General features: G+C 40.7%; 14 protein-coding genes and 1 pseudogene. 6 read left to right on the forward strand and 9 right to left on the reverse strand.

Going from position 1 to position 20454, the window contains the following annotated elements; all coding sequences use genetic code 11:
* Nucleotides 1–3: 3 nt before the first annotated feature.
* The 5 genes from ACINWC743_RS14080 to ACINWC743_RS14100 all read left to right on the forward strand — a co-directional run bounded on the left by ACINWC743_RS14080 (nt 4) and on the right by ACINWC743_RS14100 (nt 7730).
* Nucleotides 4–1812, forward strand: coding sequence for an ABC transporter substrate-binding protein (locus tag ACINWC743_RS14080; protein WP_373867891.1), 1809 nt, complete (start codon nt 4–6; stop codon nt 1810–1812).
* A 68-nt stretch (nt 1813–1880) separates the two neighbouring features.
* A complete protein-coding gene (locus ACINWC743_RS14085; protein ID WP_009585947.1) occupies nt 1881–3890 on the forward strand; it encodes a M3 family metallopeptidase in 2010 nt (669 codons plus the stop codon).
* Nucleotides 3891–3904: 14 nt separating this feature from the next.
* The gene (locus ACINWC743_RS14090) at nt 3905–4843 is read left to right on the forward strand and encodes an ABC transporter permease (protein ID WP_005033381.1); all 939 of its coding nucleotides are present in this window, start codon (nt 3905–3907) and stop codon (nt 4841–4843) included.
* A gap of 8 nt (nt 4844–4851) precedes the next feature.
* A complete protein-coding gene (locus tag ACINWC743_RS14095; RefSeq protein ID WP_005033379.1) occupies nt 4852–5988 on the forward strand; it encodes an ABC transporter permease in 1137 nt (378 codons plus the stop codon).
* An 11-nt stretch (nt 5989–5999) separates the two neighbouring features.
* Nucleotides 6000–7730, forward strand: a complete 1731-nt coding sequence (locus ACINWC743_RS14100; protein ID WP_009585967.1) for an ABC transporter ATP-binding protein — start codon at nt 6000–6002, stop codon at nt 7728–7730.
* 415 nt (nt 7731–8145) lie between these two features.
* Here the strand turns inward: ACINWC743_RS14100 and rluB are convergent.
* From rluB to betI, 7 genes and pseudogenes are all read right to left on the reverse strand, one after another.
* Nucleotides 8146–9004 (reverse strand): annotated as a pseudogene (rluB, locus tag ACINWC743_RS14105) (23S rRNA pseudouridine(2605) synthase RluB); the annotation flags it as partial.
* 41 nt (nt 9005–9045) lie between these two features.
* Nucleotides 9046–9636, reverse strand: coding sequence for an SMC-Scp complex subunit ScpB (gene scpB / locus ACINWC743_RS14110; RefSeq protein ID WP_004829778.1), 591 nt, complete (start codon nt 9634–9636; stop codon nt 9046–9048).
* Nucleotides 9633–10424 (reverse strand): segregation and condensation protein A, encoded by a 792-nt coding sequence (locus ACINWC743_RS14115; protein WP_004829773.1) that lies wholly within the window; start codon nt 10422–10424, stop codon nt 9633–9635. The genes scpB and ACINWC743_RS14115 overlap by 4 nt, the downstream gene beginning before the upstream one ends.
* A gap of 513 nt (nt 10425–10937) precedes the next feature.
* Nucleotides 10938–11732, reverse strand: coding sequence for a TorF family putative porin (locus tag ACINWC743_RS14120; RefSeq protein ID WP_009585910.1), 795 nt, complete (start codon nt 11730–11732; stop codon nt 10938–10940).
* Nucleotides 11733–11793: 61 nt separating this feature from the next.
* Nucleotides 11794–13491: a choline dehydrogenase gene (gene betA / locus ACINWC743_RS14125; RefSeq protein WP_005033368.1), complete on the reverse strand. Its 1698-nt coding sequence runs from the start codon at nt 13489–13491 to the stop codon at nt 11794–11796.
* 90 nt (nt 13492–13581) lie between these two features.
* Nucleotides 13582–15054, reverse strand: coding sequence for a betaine-aldehyde dehydrogenase (gene betB, locus ACINWC743_RS14130; RefSeq protein ID WP_009585876.1), 1473 nt, complete (start codon nt 15052–15054; stop codon nt 13582–13584).
* Nucleotides 15047–15670 carry a transcriptional regulator BetI gene (betI, locus tag ACINWC743_RS14135; RefSeq protein WP_005033361.1) on the reverse strand — a complete coding sequence of 208 codons (624 nt, stop codon included), beginning with the start codon at nt 15668–15670 and terminating at the stop codon, nt 15047–15049. Before betI ends, betB begins: the two co-directional genes overlap by 8 nt.
* A 257-nt stretch (nt 15671–15927) precedes the next feature.
* On the opposite strand from betI, the gene ACINWC743_RS14140 reads away from it, so the two are divergent.
* Entirely contained in the window at nt 15928–17526 is a 1599-nt protein-coding gene (locus ACINWC743_RS14140; protein ID WP_009585981.1) for a BCCT family transporter, read from the forward strand.
* Between the two features lie 267 nt (nt 17527–17793).
* Here the strand turns inward: ACINWC743_RS14140 and ACINWC743_RS14145 are convergent, their stop codons facing one another.
* On the reverse strand, nt 17794–18525 hold the full coding sequence (locus ACINWC743_RS14145) for a sulfite exporter TauE/SafE family protein (protein ID WP_009585897.1): 732 nt from the start codon (nt 18523–18525) through the stop codon (nt 17794–17796).
* A 219-nt stretch (nt 18526–18744) separates the two neighbouring features.
* Nucleotides 18745–20451 carry a flotillin family protein gene (locus ACINWC743_RS14150; protein WP_004829766.1) on the reverse strand — a complete coding sequence of 569 codons (1707 nt, stop codon included), beginning with the start codon at nt 20449–20451 and terminating at the stop codon, nt 18745–18747.
* Between the last annotated feature and the right edge of the window lie 3 nt (nt 20452–20454).

A 20454-nucleotide genomic window follows, 5' to 3' on the forward strand; every position in this document is an offset into this window, starting at 1 on the left:
GAAATGATGAAGGATAATTTAAATAGGAAACTTAAACAGATTGGGTTAAGTGTATTGTTGGGCAGTATGATGCTTACAGGCACGATGAATGTTTTTGCCAAAAGTCCAGCAGATCTAAATAAGGTTTTACGTTATGTTTTTCCCGTTGCGGAAACGGGATTTGATCCAGCTGGAACACAAGATTTGTATTCTGCACATGTGCATAATTCAATCTTTGAAGGCTTATATACCTATGATTATCTAGCATCACCTGCCAAATTAGTCCCGCGTACTGCTGTAGCATTGCCTGAAGTGAGTGCGGATGGGTTGACCTATACCTTTAAAATTAAAAAAGGTATCTATTTTGCAAAAGATCCAGTGTTTAAAGGTAAGGCGCGAGAGTTAACTGCACAAGATTATGTTTATTCTTATAAACGTTTATTAGATCCAGGTTTACATTCACCCAATAGTTGGTTGTTGGATGACAAGATCGTGGGTATAGATAAACTCCTTGATCAAGCCAAAAAAAACGGGAAGTTTGATTATGATCAACCTGTTGCAGGGCTTCAGGCAACAGATCGTTATACTTTGGTGATTAAGTTAAAACAGCCTGATCAAAACTTTCCAATGCTCTTGGCACATCAGCCAGCAGGTGCGGTGGCTCGGGAAGTAATTGAACATTATCGCGATAAATCCGGATTTGCTATGGCTCATCCAGTAGGTACAGGTCCTTATATTTTGACCAAGTGGATTCCTGGCTCACGTATTATTTTAAAAGCAAATCCTGACTATCGTGGCTATGTTTGGGATTTCAAAGCTTCAACACCCGAAGATCAGAAAATTGTCGATGCAATGAAAGGCAAAAAGATGCCGCAAATCGGTGTGGTTGATATTCAAGTGATGGAAGAAGCGCAATCACGCTGGTTATCGTTTAGCAAAGATGAAACAGACTTATTCGTCCTTGATGGTGATTTAACTGTTCAAGCGATTCAGGATGGTCAGCTCAAGCCTGAACTGGCGAAAAAAGGCATTCAACTTTCCCGAATTGTCGATCCTTCGATTGATTATTATTACTGGAATATGCAGAACCCTGTTGTTGGTGGTTTAAGTAAAGAAAAAATTGCTTTACGTCGTGCCATGGCAATGGCGTATTCCCCAGATAACCAAATTAAAATTTTAATGAAAGGGGATGCACAAAGATTACAATTCCCTGTCCCTTATGGGGTAGTGGGGCATGATCCAAATTACAAAACCAGTATCCCTTATTCAGTCAAAGCAGCCAATTTACTTCTTGATCGTTATCACTATAAGGTGGGGGCAGATGGTTGGCGAACTTTGCCCGATGGTAAGCCGTTGGTGATCGAATTAGCAGTTTATGGGGGGAGTGCGCGTAGTCAGCAGAGTGCCGAATTTTGGAAAAAAACGTTAGACAATATTAAAGTCAAAATGACCACCAAATCCTTACCTTTTGCAGAAGGTCTAAAAGCTGAAAAGCAATGTAAAACCATGTTTAAAGGTTCTGCTTGGGTTGCTGACTATCCTGATGCTGACAACTTTATGCAATTGTTCTACAGCAAAAATATTCATGCGACCAACAATGCCTGTATGAAAATTCCTGAATATGACCGCCTCTATGAACAAACCCAAAAGTTAAAGCCGGGTCCTGAACGCGATGCACTCTATCGCAAAATGGCAAGAATATTAGAAGTTTATATGCCTGTACAAATGGCATCAACACGTTATCGAAATGCTTTGGCGCAACCGCGTGTGATTGGATTTAAAAAGCATCCTATTCTTCCATCAGAATGGATGTATTTTGATATGAAAAAGTAATTTATTGCAGTGGTTGAAAAAATAAACAGATTAAATTTTGAAAAATAAATTGAAGATTGGAGTTAAAGATGAAAATGAAGCGATTTAAGCTCAGTGCGTTATGTATGTTATCAATAGGTTTAGGACAGTGGGCATATGCACAATCGGAACGGAGTACTTTACCGAAGTTTCAAGCGAAAGACATTCCAGCCCAATGTGATGCAAAAATTGCTGATGTAAAAAGTAAACTTGCTGAATTTGCCAAAATCAAATTAAAAAATAATGCGCCTGCTGGTAATGTGTTGGCAAAGTGGGATCAAATTTTTGCTGAGTTTGAAGATTTTTATGGACCGATCAATTTGATGAGCAATGTCGATCCAGATGCAGCATTACGCAAAGCTGCTGAGGATTGTGAGGTTAAAATTAGCCAATTCCAGACTGAAGTTTATCAAGATGCCAAGTTATATCAGCAGATTAAAAAAACCAAAGCCAATAATGAGATTGACAGTAAATATCGCCAAGATATTTTAGATGGTTTTGAAGATACTGGTGTTCAGCTCTCCGCAGAAAAACAAGCCCGTTTAAAGGTCATTTTGGATGAGTTGACCAAGATCCAACAAGAATATGCGCGTAATATTCGTGATAATCCAGAAAAATTAGAATTCACACCTGCCGAGCTAAAAGGTTTACCCGAAAGTTATATCGCCAATTTAAAGAAAAATGAAAAGGGTAACTATTTATTGGGATTTGACTATCCCGAATATCGTCCATTTATGGAGTTGGCAGACAGCGATGATGCGCGTAAACGTTATCAAATTGCTTATACACGTCGCGGAACTGAAAAGAATTTAGTCCTGCTTAAACAAGCCATTGATCTGCGTTATGAGTTGGCACAACTCTTTGGTAAAGCCAGCTATGCCGATTGGGCATTGAAAAACCGCATGGCGCAAAATCCTGAAACAGTCAATAAGTTCCTCAAAGACGTGCACAATACCGTTGCACCATTAGAACAAAAAGAAGTACAGACTCTCCGTGAATTCAAAGCCAAAACGTTGAACATTGCTGTGGAAAAAGCTGAAATTAATCGCTGGAGTGAAGCATATTGGAGTGAAAAATTACGCCAAGATAAGTACAAAATTGACCAAGAAAAAATGCGTGAGTATTTTCCAACCCAAGCGTCGCAAGACTGGTTATTTGCCATTTCATCTCACTTATATGGAATCGAGTTTAAGCCTGCTAAAGTCGATGTTTGGCAAGATGAAGTTGAATATTACGATGTAATCGATAAGCAGACAGGTCAACTTTTAGGTGGTCTGTATATGGATAAGTTTCCACGTGAAGGTAAATATGGTCATGCTGCGGTTTGGGGAGTAAGAGGCGGAAGTACACTGACCCAGCGTAAGCCCATTTCTGCTTTGGTCACCAACTTTAATCGTAAAGGCTTAAACAGTGATGAACTGGAAACATTTGTCCATGAGTTTGGTCACGCTTTACATGGAATTCTTTCAAATACGCGTTATGCCTCGCAGTCAGGGACTTCTGTAGAGCGTGACTTTGTGGAAGCACCTTCCCAAATGTATGAGGAATGGGCACGTCGTAAAGAAACGCTTTCTACCTTGGCGGATTATTGTAAGCCTGCATGTCCACGCATTGATGATGAACTGATTGCAAAACTCAAAGCGGTTAAAAACTATGGACGTGGTTTGTTCTATTCTCGTCAGACCTTGTATGCGCAATATGATATGGCACTACATACTGCCAATGCATTAAAAACCCAACCCATGGATGTTTGGAAAAATCTAGAAGCTCAAACAGCTTTAGGTTATGTGCCTACGACGGAATTCCCTGGTCAGTTTGGTCATATTATGGGAGGTTATCAAGTCGGCTATTACGGTTATATGTGGTCTGAAGTGTTGGCCTTAGACATGCTTTCAGCATTTGGCGATAACTTAAATAATCCAGAAGTTGGTGCACGTTATTGGAAGACAATCTTGTCGCAAGGTGGGCAGAAGAAAGCTGAACAATTGGTGGTCGATTTCTTAGGCAGAGCACCAGATAACAAGGCATTCTTTCAAGAAATTACGGGACAACGTAACTAAAGGGAATAAGAACTATGTTGGCATATATCATACGTCGTATATGGCAAATGATTCCTACCATGTTGGGAGTTGTGTTGCTGATTTTCTTTTTATTTAATTGGGTCGGGGGCGATCCTGCATATATCCTTGCAGGCAAAATGGCGAATCCAGAACAAATTGCAAATATTCGCCAGCAATTGGGCGTTGACCAACCCTATTACATTCAACTTTGGATTTTTATTAAACAAATTATCACTTTTGATTATGGTTTTAGTTGGAGTACCGGGGAGTCTGTTTCAAATATTATTTTGACTCGTCTAGGACCATCACTCACCATCATTATTCCATTGACGATCTTACAAACTGTGATTTCAATCATTTTGGCGTTGGCTGTTGCATCGGTCCGTGGTTCTTTAACAGATCGCATGGTGATGTTGTTGTGTACCATCGGTATGTCGATCAGTATTTTGGTGTATATCATTGTATTTCAATACAGTCTTGCTTATCAGTTAGGTTGGTTCCCTGTGCAAGGATGGAGTGACAGCCTGACGGGAAATTTATTTGAATATGCATTACTGCCTATTTTAATTATGTTGGTGGTCAGTATTGCGCCTACATTACGACTTTATCGCAGCTTTATTTTGGATGAAGTCAATCAGGATTATGTCAGAACTGCTCGTGCAAAAGGCGTTGGGGAAGGACGTATCTTGGGGATTCATGTGCTTCGTAATGCTTCAATTCCGATTATCACTGATGTGATGGCAAGTCTGCCTGGTTTATTAATCGGTGCATTCTTAATTGAGCGTTTTTTTGGGATTCCAGGGATCGGGCGTGAAATCATCATTGCAGTTGAGCGTAGTGATTTTCCTGTGATTAAAGCCATTACTGTGTATGTCGCAGCCGCAACCATGATTTTTAATCTCATCGCTGATTTGATTTATAAAGTGGTTGATCCACGCGTACAGTTGAAGTAGGTGGGATGATGCTTGGAATTTTATCTAAAAAAGTAGAAACACAACAGCAAGCTTCTCCGGGGCTATGGCGTTTGGCTATGCGACGATTAAAAGCTGATCGTGTTGCGATGGTGTCGTTAGGAGTATTGTTCTGTTATTTCATCATCTTGATTTTATCCATGACAGGTGTCATCGCTTCTAACTGGAACAAAGAGGTTGCCGAAAGTTATGCACCTCCTACCTTTATGGGAGCTGATCAAACACTACAAAATGCTGCTCAAAAGACAGCAAATACAGCAGCTTTACCTGAAAATCCTGTTGATCCTTTAAAAGATGTTATCAAAGAATTAAATGCTCAAATTGCCACTGAGCAGGCTTCAGGTGGTGCAGTGGATTATTATGGTGTTCAAGATCCACTCGCTGAGGATATGAAGGTCATTGATCAGCAGTTGGGTGGACATTTGCTCGATCAGCAAAGCGAGTTGAAAAAAACTTTGCCTTTTGGTGCTGATAAATGGGGACAGGATGTTTTATTAAAGACCATTAAAGGCGCTGAAACCTCGATTGTGGTCGGGTTGGTTTCTGCATTGCTTGCTGTGGTGATCGGTACTTTTCTTGGGGCGATTGCAGGCTATTTTGGTGGATGGGTTGATGATGTCCTAAATTGGTTTTATAGCATTTTTACCTCTATTCCCTATTTATTGCTGGTCTTGGCAATTGCAGCTGTATTACAACAAAAAGGAATTTTGTCTATCGTTTTGATTTTAGGTTTAACTGGCTGGACAGGTGTGTTTCGTTTAATTCGTGCTGAATATATGAAGCATACCTCACGTGAATATGTGCTTGCGGCTAAAGCTATTGGGGTGAGCCACCTGAGACGAATGTTTGTGCATATCTTTCCCAATGTCAGTCATATTGCACTGGTTCAGATGTCAATTTTAGTGGTTGGATTTATTAAATCAGAAGTGATTTTAAGTTTCCTTGGCTTTGGTGTTCCTGTAGGGGTTGTGTCATGGGGCAGTATGCTAAATGAGGCACAAAGCGAGCTCATACTGGGTAAATGGTGGCAATTGGTTGCTGCATCAGTCGCAATGGCAGTACTCGTCACGGCATTTTCAATGTTTACAGATGCATTACGTGATGCACTAGACCCTAAATTAAAATAAGGAGCACATCAATGTCAGAACAATATGTGACACCTCCTGTATTGCTCAGTGTTCAAGATCTGAGTGTGAGTTTTAAGGGGGAAAATAAGCAATTTATTGAAACTGTAAAAGGCATTTCTTTTCAGATTCCAGCCAATACCACCGTGGCATTGGTGGGTGAGTCTGGCAGTGGTAAGTCTGTGACGTCTTTGGCAACAATGGGACTATTACCCAAAGATCAGTCTCGTATCGCTGAAAAAAGTAAAATTATGTTTGAAGGTCAAGATTTACTGGGTTTGACAACCAAACAAATGCGTAAGATTTGTGGTAAAGACATTGCCATGATTTTTCAGGAACCGATGTCATCGCTTAATCCTGTCTTTACCGTAGGTGATCAAATTGCTGAAATTCTACGGATTCACTTAAACATGGGACGAAAACAAGCGCGTCAACGTGCACTTGAATTACTCACTGAAGTGGGGATCCCATCACCCGAAACCAAGATTGATGCTTATCCCAATCAACTTTCTGGTGGTCAGCAACAACGCGTCATGATTGCAATGGCAATTGCCTGTGAACCGAAATTACTGATCGCTGATGAACCCACCACAGCATTAGATGTTACGATTCAAAAACAAATCTTAGATTTGTTAGAGGCTTTGCGTAAACGCCGCCAAATGTCGATGCTATTTATTACTCATGATTTGGCTTTGGTGAATGAAATTGCCGATCAAGTCATTGTGATGCGTCATGGTGAAATTCGTGAGCAAGGTTTAGCCAACGAGGTGCTAGAACACCCCAAAGATCCATATACCAAAGCTTTATTGTTATGCCGACCAACATTATCACAACGTCCTTATCGTTTACCTGTCATCAATGACTTTCTTAAACAACAAGAAGGGCATTGGGTCGAAGGCGAAGATTTAGCAAAAACAAAAATGCCGGAAAGAACACGTGGTTTAGTCGGTGGTGAAGAAATCATTTTAGAAGTCAAAGATTTAAAAAAATCATTTTTTAGCCGTAAAGGGTTCTTTGGAAAAGAAGAATATCAAGCGGTAAAAGGTGCATCTTTTCAATTGGCAAAAGGAAAGACATTAGGCTTAGTCGGTGAGTCAGGTTCTGGTAAAACTACGATTGGCTTATTGTTGATGCGTCTACAACAGGCTACAGGCGGGCAGGCATTATTTCAAGGTAAAGATATTTTGGCAATGTCTGAAAAAGAATTCACCCAATATCAACGTAAAATTCAGATTATTTTCCAAAACCCATATGCTTCACTAAATCCACGTTTTACGGTTGGACAGATCTTGATGGAGCCGATGCAGATTCATCGCATTGGTGCAAATGATGTAGAACGCAAACAGTTTGCCTTAGCCTTATTGGAGAAAGTCAGCTTACCTGTACAGGCTTTTGATCGTTATCCACATGAGTTTTCGGGTGGTCAGCGTCAACGGATTGCAATTGCTCGTTGTTTAACCTTAAAGCCTGAAATTTTAATTTGTGATGAGTCGGTATCTGCATTGGATGTATCTGTTCAAGCTCAGGTGTTAAATTTACTTCAGGATTTACAAGATGAGTTTGGATTGAGCTATATTTTTATTTCACATGATCTATCTGTAGTGAAATATATTTCTGATCAAATCATGGTGATGAATCATGGTGATATTGTCGAAATTGCCAATTCTGATGAACTGTATCAGTCACCTAAACATGAGTATACCAAACGCTTGTTGAGTGCCATTCCAAAAGCTGTTGTTGAGTAACTGTTCTGATCCGATGCAAATCAAAAAGCCACTCAATCGAGTGGCTTTTTAGCGTTCAGTCTATGTATGACTTAAAACTTTTTAAAACCTTTATTCACTACAAAAGGTTTTTTCTTTTCAGGTTGTTCACTACGTTCTTGACGGTCTGAATAATCACGACGATCATTGCTGTAACGTTCATCTGAGCGGTTACGGTTTTGTGGTGAACCATAGCGGTTTTCAGAGCGGTTGCTGTTAAAGCTGTTGCCGCGATTATCTGCACGATCTTGATTGTAATGGTTGCCACCAGTACGGGCTTTATTGAAACGGTTTTCAGAACGCTCATTGCGCTGATCAGCACGATTTTCACTGCGGTTTTGACCATATTGATTTGAACCCGCTTTATAGTCGCGTTGTTCATTATGGTTATTTTGTTGCTCACCTTCATTGTCACGGCGTTGCTGACGAAGGAAACCGCCGCGACGTGCAGCCATTGGTTTGTCTTGCATACGTTCTGTACGGCGTTTTGCCATACCAAATAGACCCGTACCTTGACGTGGTTTTAGTTCAACCGCTTTGGTTAAATTATCAATATCAGTTTTATCCAGTTCCATCCAACGACCTGTACGAAGTTCACGAGGCAAAATCACAGTACCGTAACGTGTACGGAGCAAGCGACTTACTTTTAAACCTTGTGATTCAAAAATACGGCGAACCTCACGGTTACGACCTTCTTTTACAACGACTTGGTACCAGCGATTGATCCCTTCACCACCAATTTCAGAGAAAGATTCAAATTTAGCTGGACCATCATCTAAAACAACGCCATTTGTCATGTTGTTTTTAAGTTGAGGCGTGACTTCTCCCATGACACGAACAGCATATTCACGTTCGATTTCATTTGAGGGATGCATTAAACGATTGGCAAGTTCACCATCGTTTGTGAAAAGCAATAAACCGGTAGAGTTAATGTCTAAACGACCTACCATGACCCAACGGTCGTTGGCGATTGGCGGTAAATGATCAAACACGGTCGGGCGAGATTCAGGATCATTACGTGAGCAGATTTCACCTTCTGGTTTATAGTAAATCAAGACACGACGACGGATTTCGTCTTCAATTTGGAACTGAACCTTACGACCATCGATGCGAAGCTCATCACCTGGTTCGATACGTTCACCCACTTGAGCAACCTGCCCGTTGACACTTACACGACCAGCGGCAATGACCTCTTCCATATAACGGCGAGAGCCCAGACCAACTCGTGCGAGCACCTTTTGCAATTTTTCACTCATGACAGCATAACCTTAGAAATAATCATCAACAGTGCACCTATTTAAGACTTTGGCGCTTGCGCATCCAAAGCCATAAAAGCTTCCTTGGCGTCCTGTAGGGGAGGCAATTGATCCAAAGACACTAGACCAAAGGCATTTAAAAATTGTGGCGTCGTTACCAACAACGCGGGTCTTCCTGGGAGCTCACGGTAACCAGATTCTTTAATCCAGTTCCAATCAAATAAAGTCCTGAGTATTTGACTATTATTTGTCACTCCTCGTATTTGCTCAATATCAGCGCGGGTTACAGGCTGATGATAAGCAATCACTGCAACAGTTTCTAACAGTGATGGCGATAATCTGGTTGGTCGATCAGGCCAAACTTGTGCAATCATATTGCGATATTTAGCACGAACTTGAAAACGATAACCTTGAGCGGTTTCAATCAGCTCAATAGAACGACCATGTTGTAAAACAGACAGTTGTTGTAAATACTGTTGCAACTGCTGTTTAGAGTACTGATTTTGAAATGCTTCTTTTAAACGTGCTAGAGAGACAGGGGCGTCACTGGCAAAGATAATCGCTTCAAGTTGCATCAAAACTTCATGATGTAATTCATCAACATTAAATACATTATTTTGATCTATGGTCATGCGTTTGCACCTTGAATGGAAAGAGGAGCTTCGACACCAGATGAAATAATTTGAACTTTTTGCTGACGCGTCAGCTCTAAGATTGCCATGAAAGTCACCACCATGCCCATACGACCTTGGTTTGGCTTAAGCAATTCTTGAAAACTGAGTACTCCACCAGATTGGGTCATATATTCAATATAAGCAATACGTTCTTCAAGCAGGACAGGCTCTTGTTCAATTTTATGGGTAATTGGTTCAGGGCGGTTAAAAATGCAGTACAAGGCATCTTTTAACATGTTGACATCATAGCCCTCATATACTTTTGGAATTTCACCAATTGCCACATGACTGGCAAAAGTATCTCGGTCTAAAACAGGCATTTGCCCTAAACGTTCAGCTGCTTGTTTGATTCGTAAATAAGTTTCTAAACGATCAATAAGTTCTTGTTTTGGATCTTTTTCGATATTGATTGTTTTCGGTTTCGGCAACAACAAGCGCGATTTTAAATCAGCTAACAGTGCCGCCATGACCATGTAGTCCGCAGTGAGTTCAATGTTAAGCGATTTCATATTGTCCATATAAGACAGATATTGCGTTGCAATTGGAGCAATATCCAATTGTAAAAGATCAAAACCGTTTTTCTGAATCAGATAAATTAAAAAGTCGAGTGGTCCTTCGAAATGTTCAAGCAGAATTTCGAATGCAGCAGGAGGAATGTATAAATCCTCTGGAATTTCTTCTTGCCATTCATCCAATACACGGATGTTGGAAATGGATTCCATAGGATGATGAGTTGCTTGAGTCATTACAATTATTAGCCACGCGAATTTTCAAAGGCATGTTTATTCGTGCTACCACGCATAAAACAGTTGCTTTGGCGCAAGGTGGTGACGAATTACGAAAAGATAGTAGGTGCATTTTAAAGTAAAAGTTCGCAGGAATACATTGCTAAATCATAAAAACGATAAAAAACCTGAAAATAAATAGGGAATATCACGTCACAAAATATGTCAGACTGTCGATAAAATCATCGGAAATTTAAAAAATTATCGTGAGATCATCGACTTACAAAGACCAAATATATAGAGTATAAATGGAGAATTTTTTTATTAAGTTGTTGTAATTAAAATAATTTTTATTGGTTTTTGTTAGTGTGGAGCTAGCCATTTTATGTATGTGCTGGAGGGGAAGTCGTATAGATCAATAAAAAAAGCATGAGGATGAGTCATGCTAAAGAGGGAACTGAATTCAAAAATATTTAGGTTTTTAGTCCCTTTTATAGGATAGCCATACTAAGCTCTGAGAATTGAGCCTGAAAACTAAAAACTTTTGGTGAGTGCAAAAGTCACGGTTGAGTCAATCGGATTAGAAACTTTAGCATTTGGGTTACCGTTACTATAGTTCTGATAGAAACCATCTTTATCCCAAGCTTTGCTATAACTCAAACTGCTTGAAATCTGATAAGGCAATTGTTTACTGATGGTCAAACTTGCATCCTGAAAGTTAGCCTCAGAAAAATTTCGAATACGTTGGTGACCATAGTGTGCATTTACAGACCAACCTTGAGTAATGGGTTGATACCAATTCAAGTCTAGATATCCAGAGCCACGAGAGTGTTGATTGTTGCCAATCGCTAAGGTGTCAGAGTTATTGCCAAAGTAGTTTTGTGTATAGGTGATTGCATATTTCAAGCTGAATGGACCATAACTGATTTCAGGAATGATCTCACCATAATTAAATCGGGTATGTGCTGTTTCTGCTGTGGTTTTTGCACCAGGGTAATAGTAATACGCGACTTTTGTACCTAGCGTAAGCTCACCGAAACTACGGCGATATCCGCTATATACATCCCATTCGACAGTCGCATCTCGGATAAAATCATCACTGACTGTAGATGCCCATGTTCCTGCAAAAAAGCCATTGCTATGATTGTAATCTAAGCCACCTTGTACAGCAGGTTTCCCCCAAGTTTGTTGGAAACCACGTGAAATATATTGGCTTGCTATGGTTAGATTCGCGCTATACGGTGATGTCGTGACTGTACTCGATTCGTCTGCATAGATGCCTTGAACGTATATGCTGCAAGGAATGAGAAATAATAGTTGCTTTTTCATCTTATTCGTCCTTGAGTAATGCGCCAGCTCAGTGGTCACTCAGCTGGCGCAATACAGACCTCTATGAATGGATTGCACGCAAAGGTGCTTGGCGTACAGGCGTTGTTCCTGCCTTGTAATAGCCCGCTTCAGATCGTGGTAACTTTTGACCACGGATTTGATCTGCAATTTTTTCTGCGATCATAATGGTGGTTGCATTTAAGTTTCCAGTAATGATCAATGGCATGATCGAGGCATCTACGACACGTAAACCTTCTAAGCCATGTACTCGACCTTGACCATCCACCACGGCCATTTCATCTTCACCCATTTTGCAACTACAAGAAGGGTGGTAAGCCGTTTCTGCATGGTTTCGTACAAAATCATCTAGCTCAGCATCGGTTTGTACTTTCTTACCGGGACTGATTTCATCGCCTCGATAGGCATCCAAAGCAGGCTGTTGCATGATTTCACGAGTAATGCGAATTGCATCTCTAAATTCACGCCAGTCTTGTTCAGTGGACATATAGTTGAACAAAATACTTGGATGTTGAAACGGATCTTTTGAATTGAGCTTGATTCGACCACGAGACGGTGAGCGCATGGAACCGACATGCGCTTGAAAGCCATGTTCTTTAACAGCATTACTACCATTGTAGTTAATCGCCACAGGCAAGAAGTGATATTGGATATTGGGCCAATCAAACTCATCTGAGCTACGGATAAAGCCGCCTGCTTCAAACTGGTTACTTGCGCCAATGCCTGTGCCATTAAAGAGCCATTCAGCACCAATCGCAGGCTGATTAAACCATTTTAGTGCTGGATACAGAGAAACAGGCTGCTTACACTTATACTGTAAGTACATTTCCAAATGGTCTTGTAGATTTTCACCCACACCTGGCAAATCATGAACCACAGCAATATCCATTGATTTGAGGAAAGTGCTTTGACCTACGCCTGAGCGTTGCAAAATTTGTGGTGAAGCAATCGCACCTGCACACAGTAAAACTTCCCGTTTTGCTTGCGCTTGTTTTAAATTGGCTTGATCAGCACCCAGAATATACTCTACACCGACCGCTTGTTTCTGATTAAAAAGAATTTTATTGGTGGTTGCATGGGTGACAATGGTTAAGTTTGGTCGACCTTTCGCCATATCCAAATAACCACGCGCTGTACTTGAGCGACGACCTTTTGGCGTCACAGTGCGGTCCATTGGACCAAAGCCTTCTTGTTGATAGCCGTTCAAATCATCAGTACGTGGGTAACCTGCCTGTACGCCTGCTTCAACCATGGCATGGAACAGTACATTGTTACCATTTTTTGGCGTAGCCACAGACACTGGACCGTTGTCACCATGATAGTCATTACCACCGATATCTCGTGTTTCGGCTTTTTTGTAATAAGGCAAACAATCCGCATAAGTCCAGTCTTCCAGACCTTTGTGGGTTGACCACTGATCTAGGTCCATAGCATTACCACGGATGTAGCACATTCCGTTAATCAACGAAGAGCCACCTAGACCTTTACCACGACCGCATTCCATACGGCGATTGTTCATATGGGGTTCTGGGTCGGTTAAATACGCCCAATTGTAACGACGACCTTGTAATGGATATGCCAAGGCAGCAGGCATTTGGGTACGGAAATCTAAACGATAGTCAGGACCACCTGCTTCTAATAATAAAACAGTGACATCTTTGTCTTCAGTCAAACGAGTAGCCAATACATTTCCGGCAGATCCTGCGCCAATGATAATGTAGTCATAGGATTGAGTATTCATAATTATCCTTTTTGTATTTCTTAAAGGTGCCAATGCAATCAAGTGATGACATGGCACATAGGATGGATTGAGAGGGAAGGGTTGAGTGCATTAAAAAATGCTTTGGTACTCACCTAATTCAACTTGAATCGATTTAATGCGTGTGTAATGTGCGAGTGTAGTCAAGCCATTTTCACGACCCACACCAGATTGCTTATAACCGCCAACTGGCATTTCTGCAGGAGATTCACCCCAAGTATTGATCCAGCAAATTCCTGCTTCGATTTGGTGAATAATACGGTGTGCTCGGGTGATGTCTTGAGTCACAACACCCGCTGCAAGACCAAAAGTCGTGTCGTTAGCACGGCGAATGACTTCTTCCTCGGTGTCATAACTGAGGATGCTCATCACAGGTCCGAAAATTTCTTCTTCAACAATGCGCATATCATCTTGACAGTGACTAAAAACAGTCGGTAATACATAAGCCCCTTTGGCTAAATCACCTTCAGTCGCACGCCCGCCACCGATAAGCAGTTTTGCACCTTGTTGTTTGCCTGACTCAATGAAAGACAATACCTTTTCCATATGTGGAAAGCTGGTGAGTGGACCAAAGTTGGTGTTTTCTGACATTGGATCGCCAATGCGAATTCGCTTAACACGTTCAACAATCGCTTTTTCAAAGTCAGCGAGTAAAGATTTAGGCACAAAGACGCGTGTACCATTGGTACATACCTGTCCTGAGCTAAAAAAGTTCGCCATGATGGCAATGTCGGCAGCACGGTCTAGATTGGCATCATCGCAAATGATCAATGGTGATTTACCACCGAGTTCCATTGTGACTTCTTTAAGGGTTGAACCTGCTGCACTGGCCATGACTTTCTTGCCTGTTTCTACACCGCCTGTAAAAGAAATTTTTTCAATCACAGGATGTTCAGTCAGCCATTGTCCAATTTCACGACCCGCACCTTGTACAACGTTAAATACGCCGTCTGGCAGACCTGCTTCCGTATAGATTTCTGCAAGTTTAAATGCTGTAAGCGGGGTAGTTTCACTTGGTTTGAAAATCATGGCATTTCCCGCTGCAAGGGCAGGAGCAGATTTCCAAAGTGCAATTTGAATTGGATAGTTCCAAGCACCAATGCCTGCAACCACACCCAATGGTTCACGACGGGTATAAAAAAAGCTGGAATCACGAAGGGGAACTTGTTCACCCTGAATCGCAGTGGCAAGTCCTGCGTAGTACTCTAAAACATCAGCCCCTGTGACAATATCAACAGTTGACGTTTCACTATATGCTTTACCTGTATCTAGTGTTTCTAAGTGCGCTAACTGGTCATTACGCTCACGAAGAATATCTACAGCACGGCGTAAAATACGTGAACGTTCCATCGCCGTCATGGCTGCCCAAATTTTCTGACCTTGTCGTGCGCTTTGAACAGCTGTTTCAATATCTTGTTGTGATGCTTGCTGAAGTGTTGCAATCACCTCACCATTGGCAGGGTTAATACTATTAAATGTTTTACCACTGGTCGCGGCAACATAGCGACCATGGATATACAATTGATGAACTTGTGAATCACTCATTCTGTCTCTCCTGCAAAGGTTTTTGCGCAAATTGCAATTGCGTTTTTACATAATCATAAGCAATGGATCGTGCCAGTTCACTGTCAAATTCATCATGACTGGCTAAACTGCCACGTAACCATAATCCGTCAATCAAAGCTGCCAATCCACGCGCAGCAATACTTGCCTGTTCTTTGTTCAATAACTTGAGGAAATGAAACTTCAAGTTTGAATATAGACGTTGGTCGTTAATTTGTTGCAAGCGTCCCAATTCAGGGAGATGCATACTTGCAGACCAAAAGTCTAACCAGACACGCATCGCTTGTTTATTGACCTGGCTGATATCAAAGTTGGAATCAATAATTGCCTTAATCTGGCTTTCTGGATGCGTATCTGCTTCAGCTTTATTCTGGTCGGTTTTTCGACGCAAAACGTTGAGCATTTCTTGCATACAGGTATTGATTAATCCTTGTTTATCACCAAAATAGTGACTGACAATACCTGTTGATAATTCAGCTTTTTTTGCAATTTGTGCAATGGTTGTATTGGACAATCCCACTTCATAAATCACATGAAATGCGGCATTGATAATTTCTTCACGTCGCACATGCTCTGGTTTTACTCTACGCTTTGTCATGCTTTTCCATTCGCCCTAAATAGGGTTTTTATCTAACATTTCTCGTTGTAGAGCATCATAACATTTTAATCATACTTTTTATTGATTGAACGTTCAATCAATAAAAAGTATAATCTGCAAAAATCAATAATTCTTTGATGGGCAATATAAGATCTAAATGGCTAAATCAAGTTCGTTGAAGGTTGATGTGCTAAGTCGAAAAAAGTGCCTATCATCTTATTTTTAAAGAAAATACACCGTTTGCAAGGAGCAAGAGCATGGTGTCAAAAAGTCATGAAGGATCCGAATCCGAACATGTTCGATTAAATTTATTTGTATTTGGTAGTTCAGCAGTCAGTATCGGTATTTTTGGGTTATTATTTGTGTTATTTCCTGAAAAAAGCCAATTTTGGCTGACCTATGTACAAGAGCAAGCCAACCAGCTATTTGGTTGGTACTATATGTTGGTGATCGTCGGCTGCATCGGTTTCGTTGCTTGGTTAGCTTTTTCAAGGTTTGGTCAAATTCCTTTAGGTAAAGATGACGATAAGCCTGAGTTTGGCTATCTGGCTTGGGTTTCCATGTTGTTCTCTGCAGGTATTGGGATCGCCTTACTCTATTATGGTGTTGCTGAACCAGTTGATCATTTCCTACGACCGCCAGAAGGTGAGGGTGGAACCATTCAAGCAGCACGTGATGCCATGATGTATAGCTTTTTACATTGGGGCATTCATGGTTGGGTGCTCTATGCCTTATTGGGTGTGACTCTGGGCTATTTTGCCTTCCGCCTAGACTTACCTTTAGCACTACGCTCAGCACTGTATCCAATTTTTGGTCAAAAGATCTATGGTTTGATTGGTGACTGTGTTGACGGCTTTGGTATTTTAGCTACTGTCATTTCTTTGGTCACCAATTTAGGGATTGGTGCATTGGTTCTGGTCTCAGGAATTAGTTATTTACTCCCAGAAATTCCCAATAATAATATTACCTTGATTAGTGTGGTCTTGGTGATGATGGTTGTTGCAACGATTACCACGGTAGTTGGTATTGAAAAAGGTTTAGCTTGGCTTTCAAGGATTAATTTACGTTTACTCTATGCTTTATTGCTTTTTGTATTTTTAACAGGACCCACCAATCATTTGTTGAATGGTCTGGTACAAAATATTGGTGATTATCTTAATCATTTTGTCGTTAAAAGTTTTGATGTGTATTTATACAATCAAAAAGCCAGTGCGTGGTTAGGTTCGTGGACAGTGTTTTACTGGGCATGGTGGATTGCTTGGGCGCCATTTGTAGGAATGTTTATTGCCCGAATTTCAAAAGGTCGTACAATTCGCGAAGTGGTATTGGGTGTATGTCTGATTCCTCTTGGTTTTACACTGGCTTGGCTTTCTATCTTTGGAAATACTGCGATTGATTTGATTTTGAATCAAAAGCAAAAAATCCTAGGGGATATGGTGTTAACTGATCCTGCTTTGTCTTTGTTTAAATTATTAGAATATTTACCTTTCAATCCTTATGTGGCTGGTATTGTCGTGGTGATCTGTTTTGTCCTATTTTTGACTCCAGTAGGTTCAGGGACATTGATGATTGCGAATTTATCTACCAAAGGTGGAAGTAGTGAAAGCGACTCACCGATCTGGTTACGAATTTTCTGGTCAGTGGTGATTACATTGGTCAGTGTTGGTCTGTTGTTGGCAGGGAGCTTCCATTCCATGCAAAGCGCCGTAGTACTCTGTGGATTGCCATTCTCTGTAATTATTTTGTTGTATATGTTTGGTATGAGAAAGGCGTTGTTACAGGATCATTTTAAACCTCAACCACCAATTTCACAGCAAGCACCCCAGCAAGAGCATTCAAGTCAAGACCCATCTTGATTGTGTAAATCCAGATACACCCATTCTGAAATATGTAATCTACTTATATTCAGAATGGGAAAATTGATATCTAGATAAATAATTTACTTGATGAATTTGACAGTATCTTTTATCTGTGAACAGTATGACACCTTAGTCTTGGTGGTCGTGTTCAATTCAATATCTATCATTCATTGATAAGACTGACACAAATCGAAATTTTTCTCAAAATACAAGGTTGTAAAAGTGCCTTATTGATATGATGCAAGTTTTCAAAAATGGCATCATTTAGATCAATGTTGTGAACAACAAGAAACACCCAGAAGCGAAAAGCAAGCTAAGGACGATACGTTTAAACTGAATTTCAGAAATTTTGTAAAACATTTGTGCACCCATCATTGCTGGAATACTCACTGCAATAATAATCAGTGCAAAATAAGGTAAATGTAAGCGTTGAATCGTCCCTTGGTAGAGATAGATCAATAGGGTAAATAACTGAATGGCAAAATTAAAGTGTCTCAGAATATAGCGCTGTTGGGCTTTAGGTAGGTTTTTAAGCATCACCCATGCAGAAGGTGCTGCACCACAAAAACCACCTAATCCACCTAAAACTCCACCTACAAAGCCGATGCAAATGTCAGCGATTTTTCCCAATGCTTGAATGCGTGGGAATTCAGGTGCAAAAAGCATGATTGGACACCAAAGCATGAGAAACAGCCCGAGTAAAATTTTAAAACTATTGCCATCAACCAAGTGTAAAAGGTAAGTTCCTAACGGAACACCGATGAGTCCTGCAATCAGATAGGGCAATACCAAAGAAAAAGAAAAGTCATGTTTTTGCTCTCGCCCCAGTGCGATGAGATGACTCCATAGAGAAGCAAAGACCACCAACGGTGCTGCCAGTTGTGGTGGTAATACCCAAACCCAAAAAGACATCGCAATTAAAGCAAAGGCAAAACCTGTTAAACCTTGCACAAAGCCTGCAATCATGGCACCGAGAATGAAAATAAACCAAGTCATTTTTTAGTGTGTTATATCGAGCTGGAAAAGGGGCATGGTATTCCGACCAAAAGGATGAGATCAAGCACTCGATTCTAAAAGAAATGAATGAATGGCTTCATCATTTATTTAGATTAAAATTGAGATTCAAATCGTCATTCTTGCATTGAATTTCAGCCAATAAAAAAGCCCCTAACTTTAGAGGCTCAATATTCATTTTATGTCTAAATAATAAGTGAATTAATCATTATTAGGTTTTAATGATTGGGTTAAACCATTGATATCACCACCTTTGATGCCTAACTCATTCATTAAACTATCAATTAACGGTGCTTGAGAGCGATAACGAAGTGCGCTGTTGACGACTTGATCAGAAAGCGCAACTTGAGTTTGTTCACCTGATTCTGAGCTTCCAGTCGAGCCAGCAACACCGCCTAAACCATTGACTTGGAGAATCTTAATATCATCAATATTTTCCATCGGTTTAACACTTTCACGAATGATTTCAGGTAGGTATTTCAATAACGCTAAACGAATTTGCATTTCAACTTGTTCAGTTGAAAGGACATTATTGGCTTCGTTCACTGCACGCGTACCCTCAGCATCCACTTGATATTGTTTCTCTTGAGCGGCTGCAAGCAGCATTTTTGCATCAGCCTCACCTTTGGCCTTTAATCGAACCTTTTCTGCTTCCGCTTGTGCTGCAATACGTACAGCTTCTGCATCATCTACTGCAGCTTGTTTTGATGCTTCTGCTGCAACGGTAATGGCAATCGCATCTGTTTCAGCAACTTGTTTCGCAGCAACCAACTCAACTGCTTTTAAACGCTCAGCTCGCTGAGTTTCTCGAACTGTGGTCACTTCTTCTTCCGCTTTTACCGCTTGTGCACGCGCTTGATCTGCTAAGGCTTTTGCTTCAGATTCTGCGCGTGATTTTTCAGCAATCGCGATGGCACGGTCTTGTTCAGCCAGTTCAATGGTTTTCTTCTGTTCTACTTGGGCTTTTTGGATCAACTGTGCTTTTTGAATATTTTCATTTTCAACATCTCGTGCTGAAGCAATGCGTTTAATTTCAACTTCACGTTCAGCGGCAATACGCGCCTCTTCGGCTTCTCGTTTTTTTGCCGCTTCTTGGGTCGCGATTTCAGCAGACTGTTCAGCTTTGCGAATGGCAATTTCACGTTCTTGTTGCATTTTTGCATATTCTTCTTCGCGAAGGATTTGCAAACGCGCTTGTTCAGCTTCTAAGTTTTTGGCTTTGATTGCCAGGTCATTGTCCTGTTCGATGTCATTTCGTTTTTTACGACGGTCTTCAATGGTTTCGGTTAATTTGGTTAAACCTTCAGCATCGAAAGCATTTTGTGGATTAAAATATTCAAAACTGGTTTGGTCCAAACCTGTCAAAGAAACAGTTTCAAGTTCTAAACCATTTTTAAATAAATCTTCTGAAACCACTTGTTGAACTTTTTGGACAAAATCAACCCGCTTTTCATGTAACTCTTCCATTGCCATTTCAGCAGCAACTGCACGAAGTGAGTCCACAAATTTACCTTCAACCAAGTCTTTTAGTTCTTGCGGTGACATGGTTTTTTTACCCAGCGTTTGGGCTGCCGTAGCAATTGATTCTGCGGTAGGTTTTACACGAACATAGAATTCCGCCATCACATCTACCCGCATGCGATCTCGGGTAATCAATGCTTGATCTGTCGCACGTTTAACTTCAAGTCGTAGTGTATTCATATTGACAGGAATCACTTCATGTAAAACAGGAAGTACAATTGCACCGCCATTCAAAATGACCTTTTCACCACCAAAACCAGTACGAACAAAGGAAACTTCTTTACTCGAACGTTTATATAAACGGGCAATGATCACGCCAATAATGATCAGTGCTGCGAGCACAATGCCCGCTAAAACCAGTATTTGATATAAATTTGAATTCAACATTTT

This window comes from Acinetobacter sp. WC-743 (assembly GCF_000335555.1).
Classification (GTDB): domain Bacteria; phylum Pseudomonadota; class Gammaproteobacteria; order Pseudomonadales; family Moraxellaceae; genus Acinetobacter; species Acinetobacter bereziniae.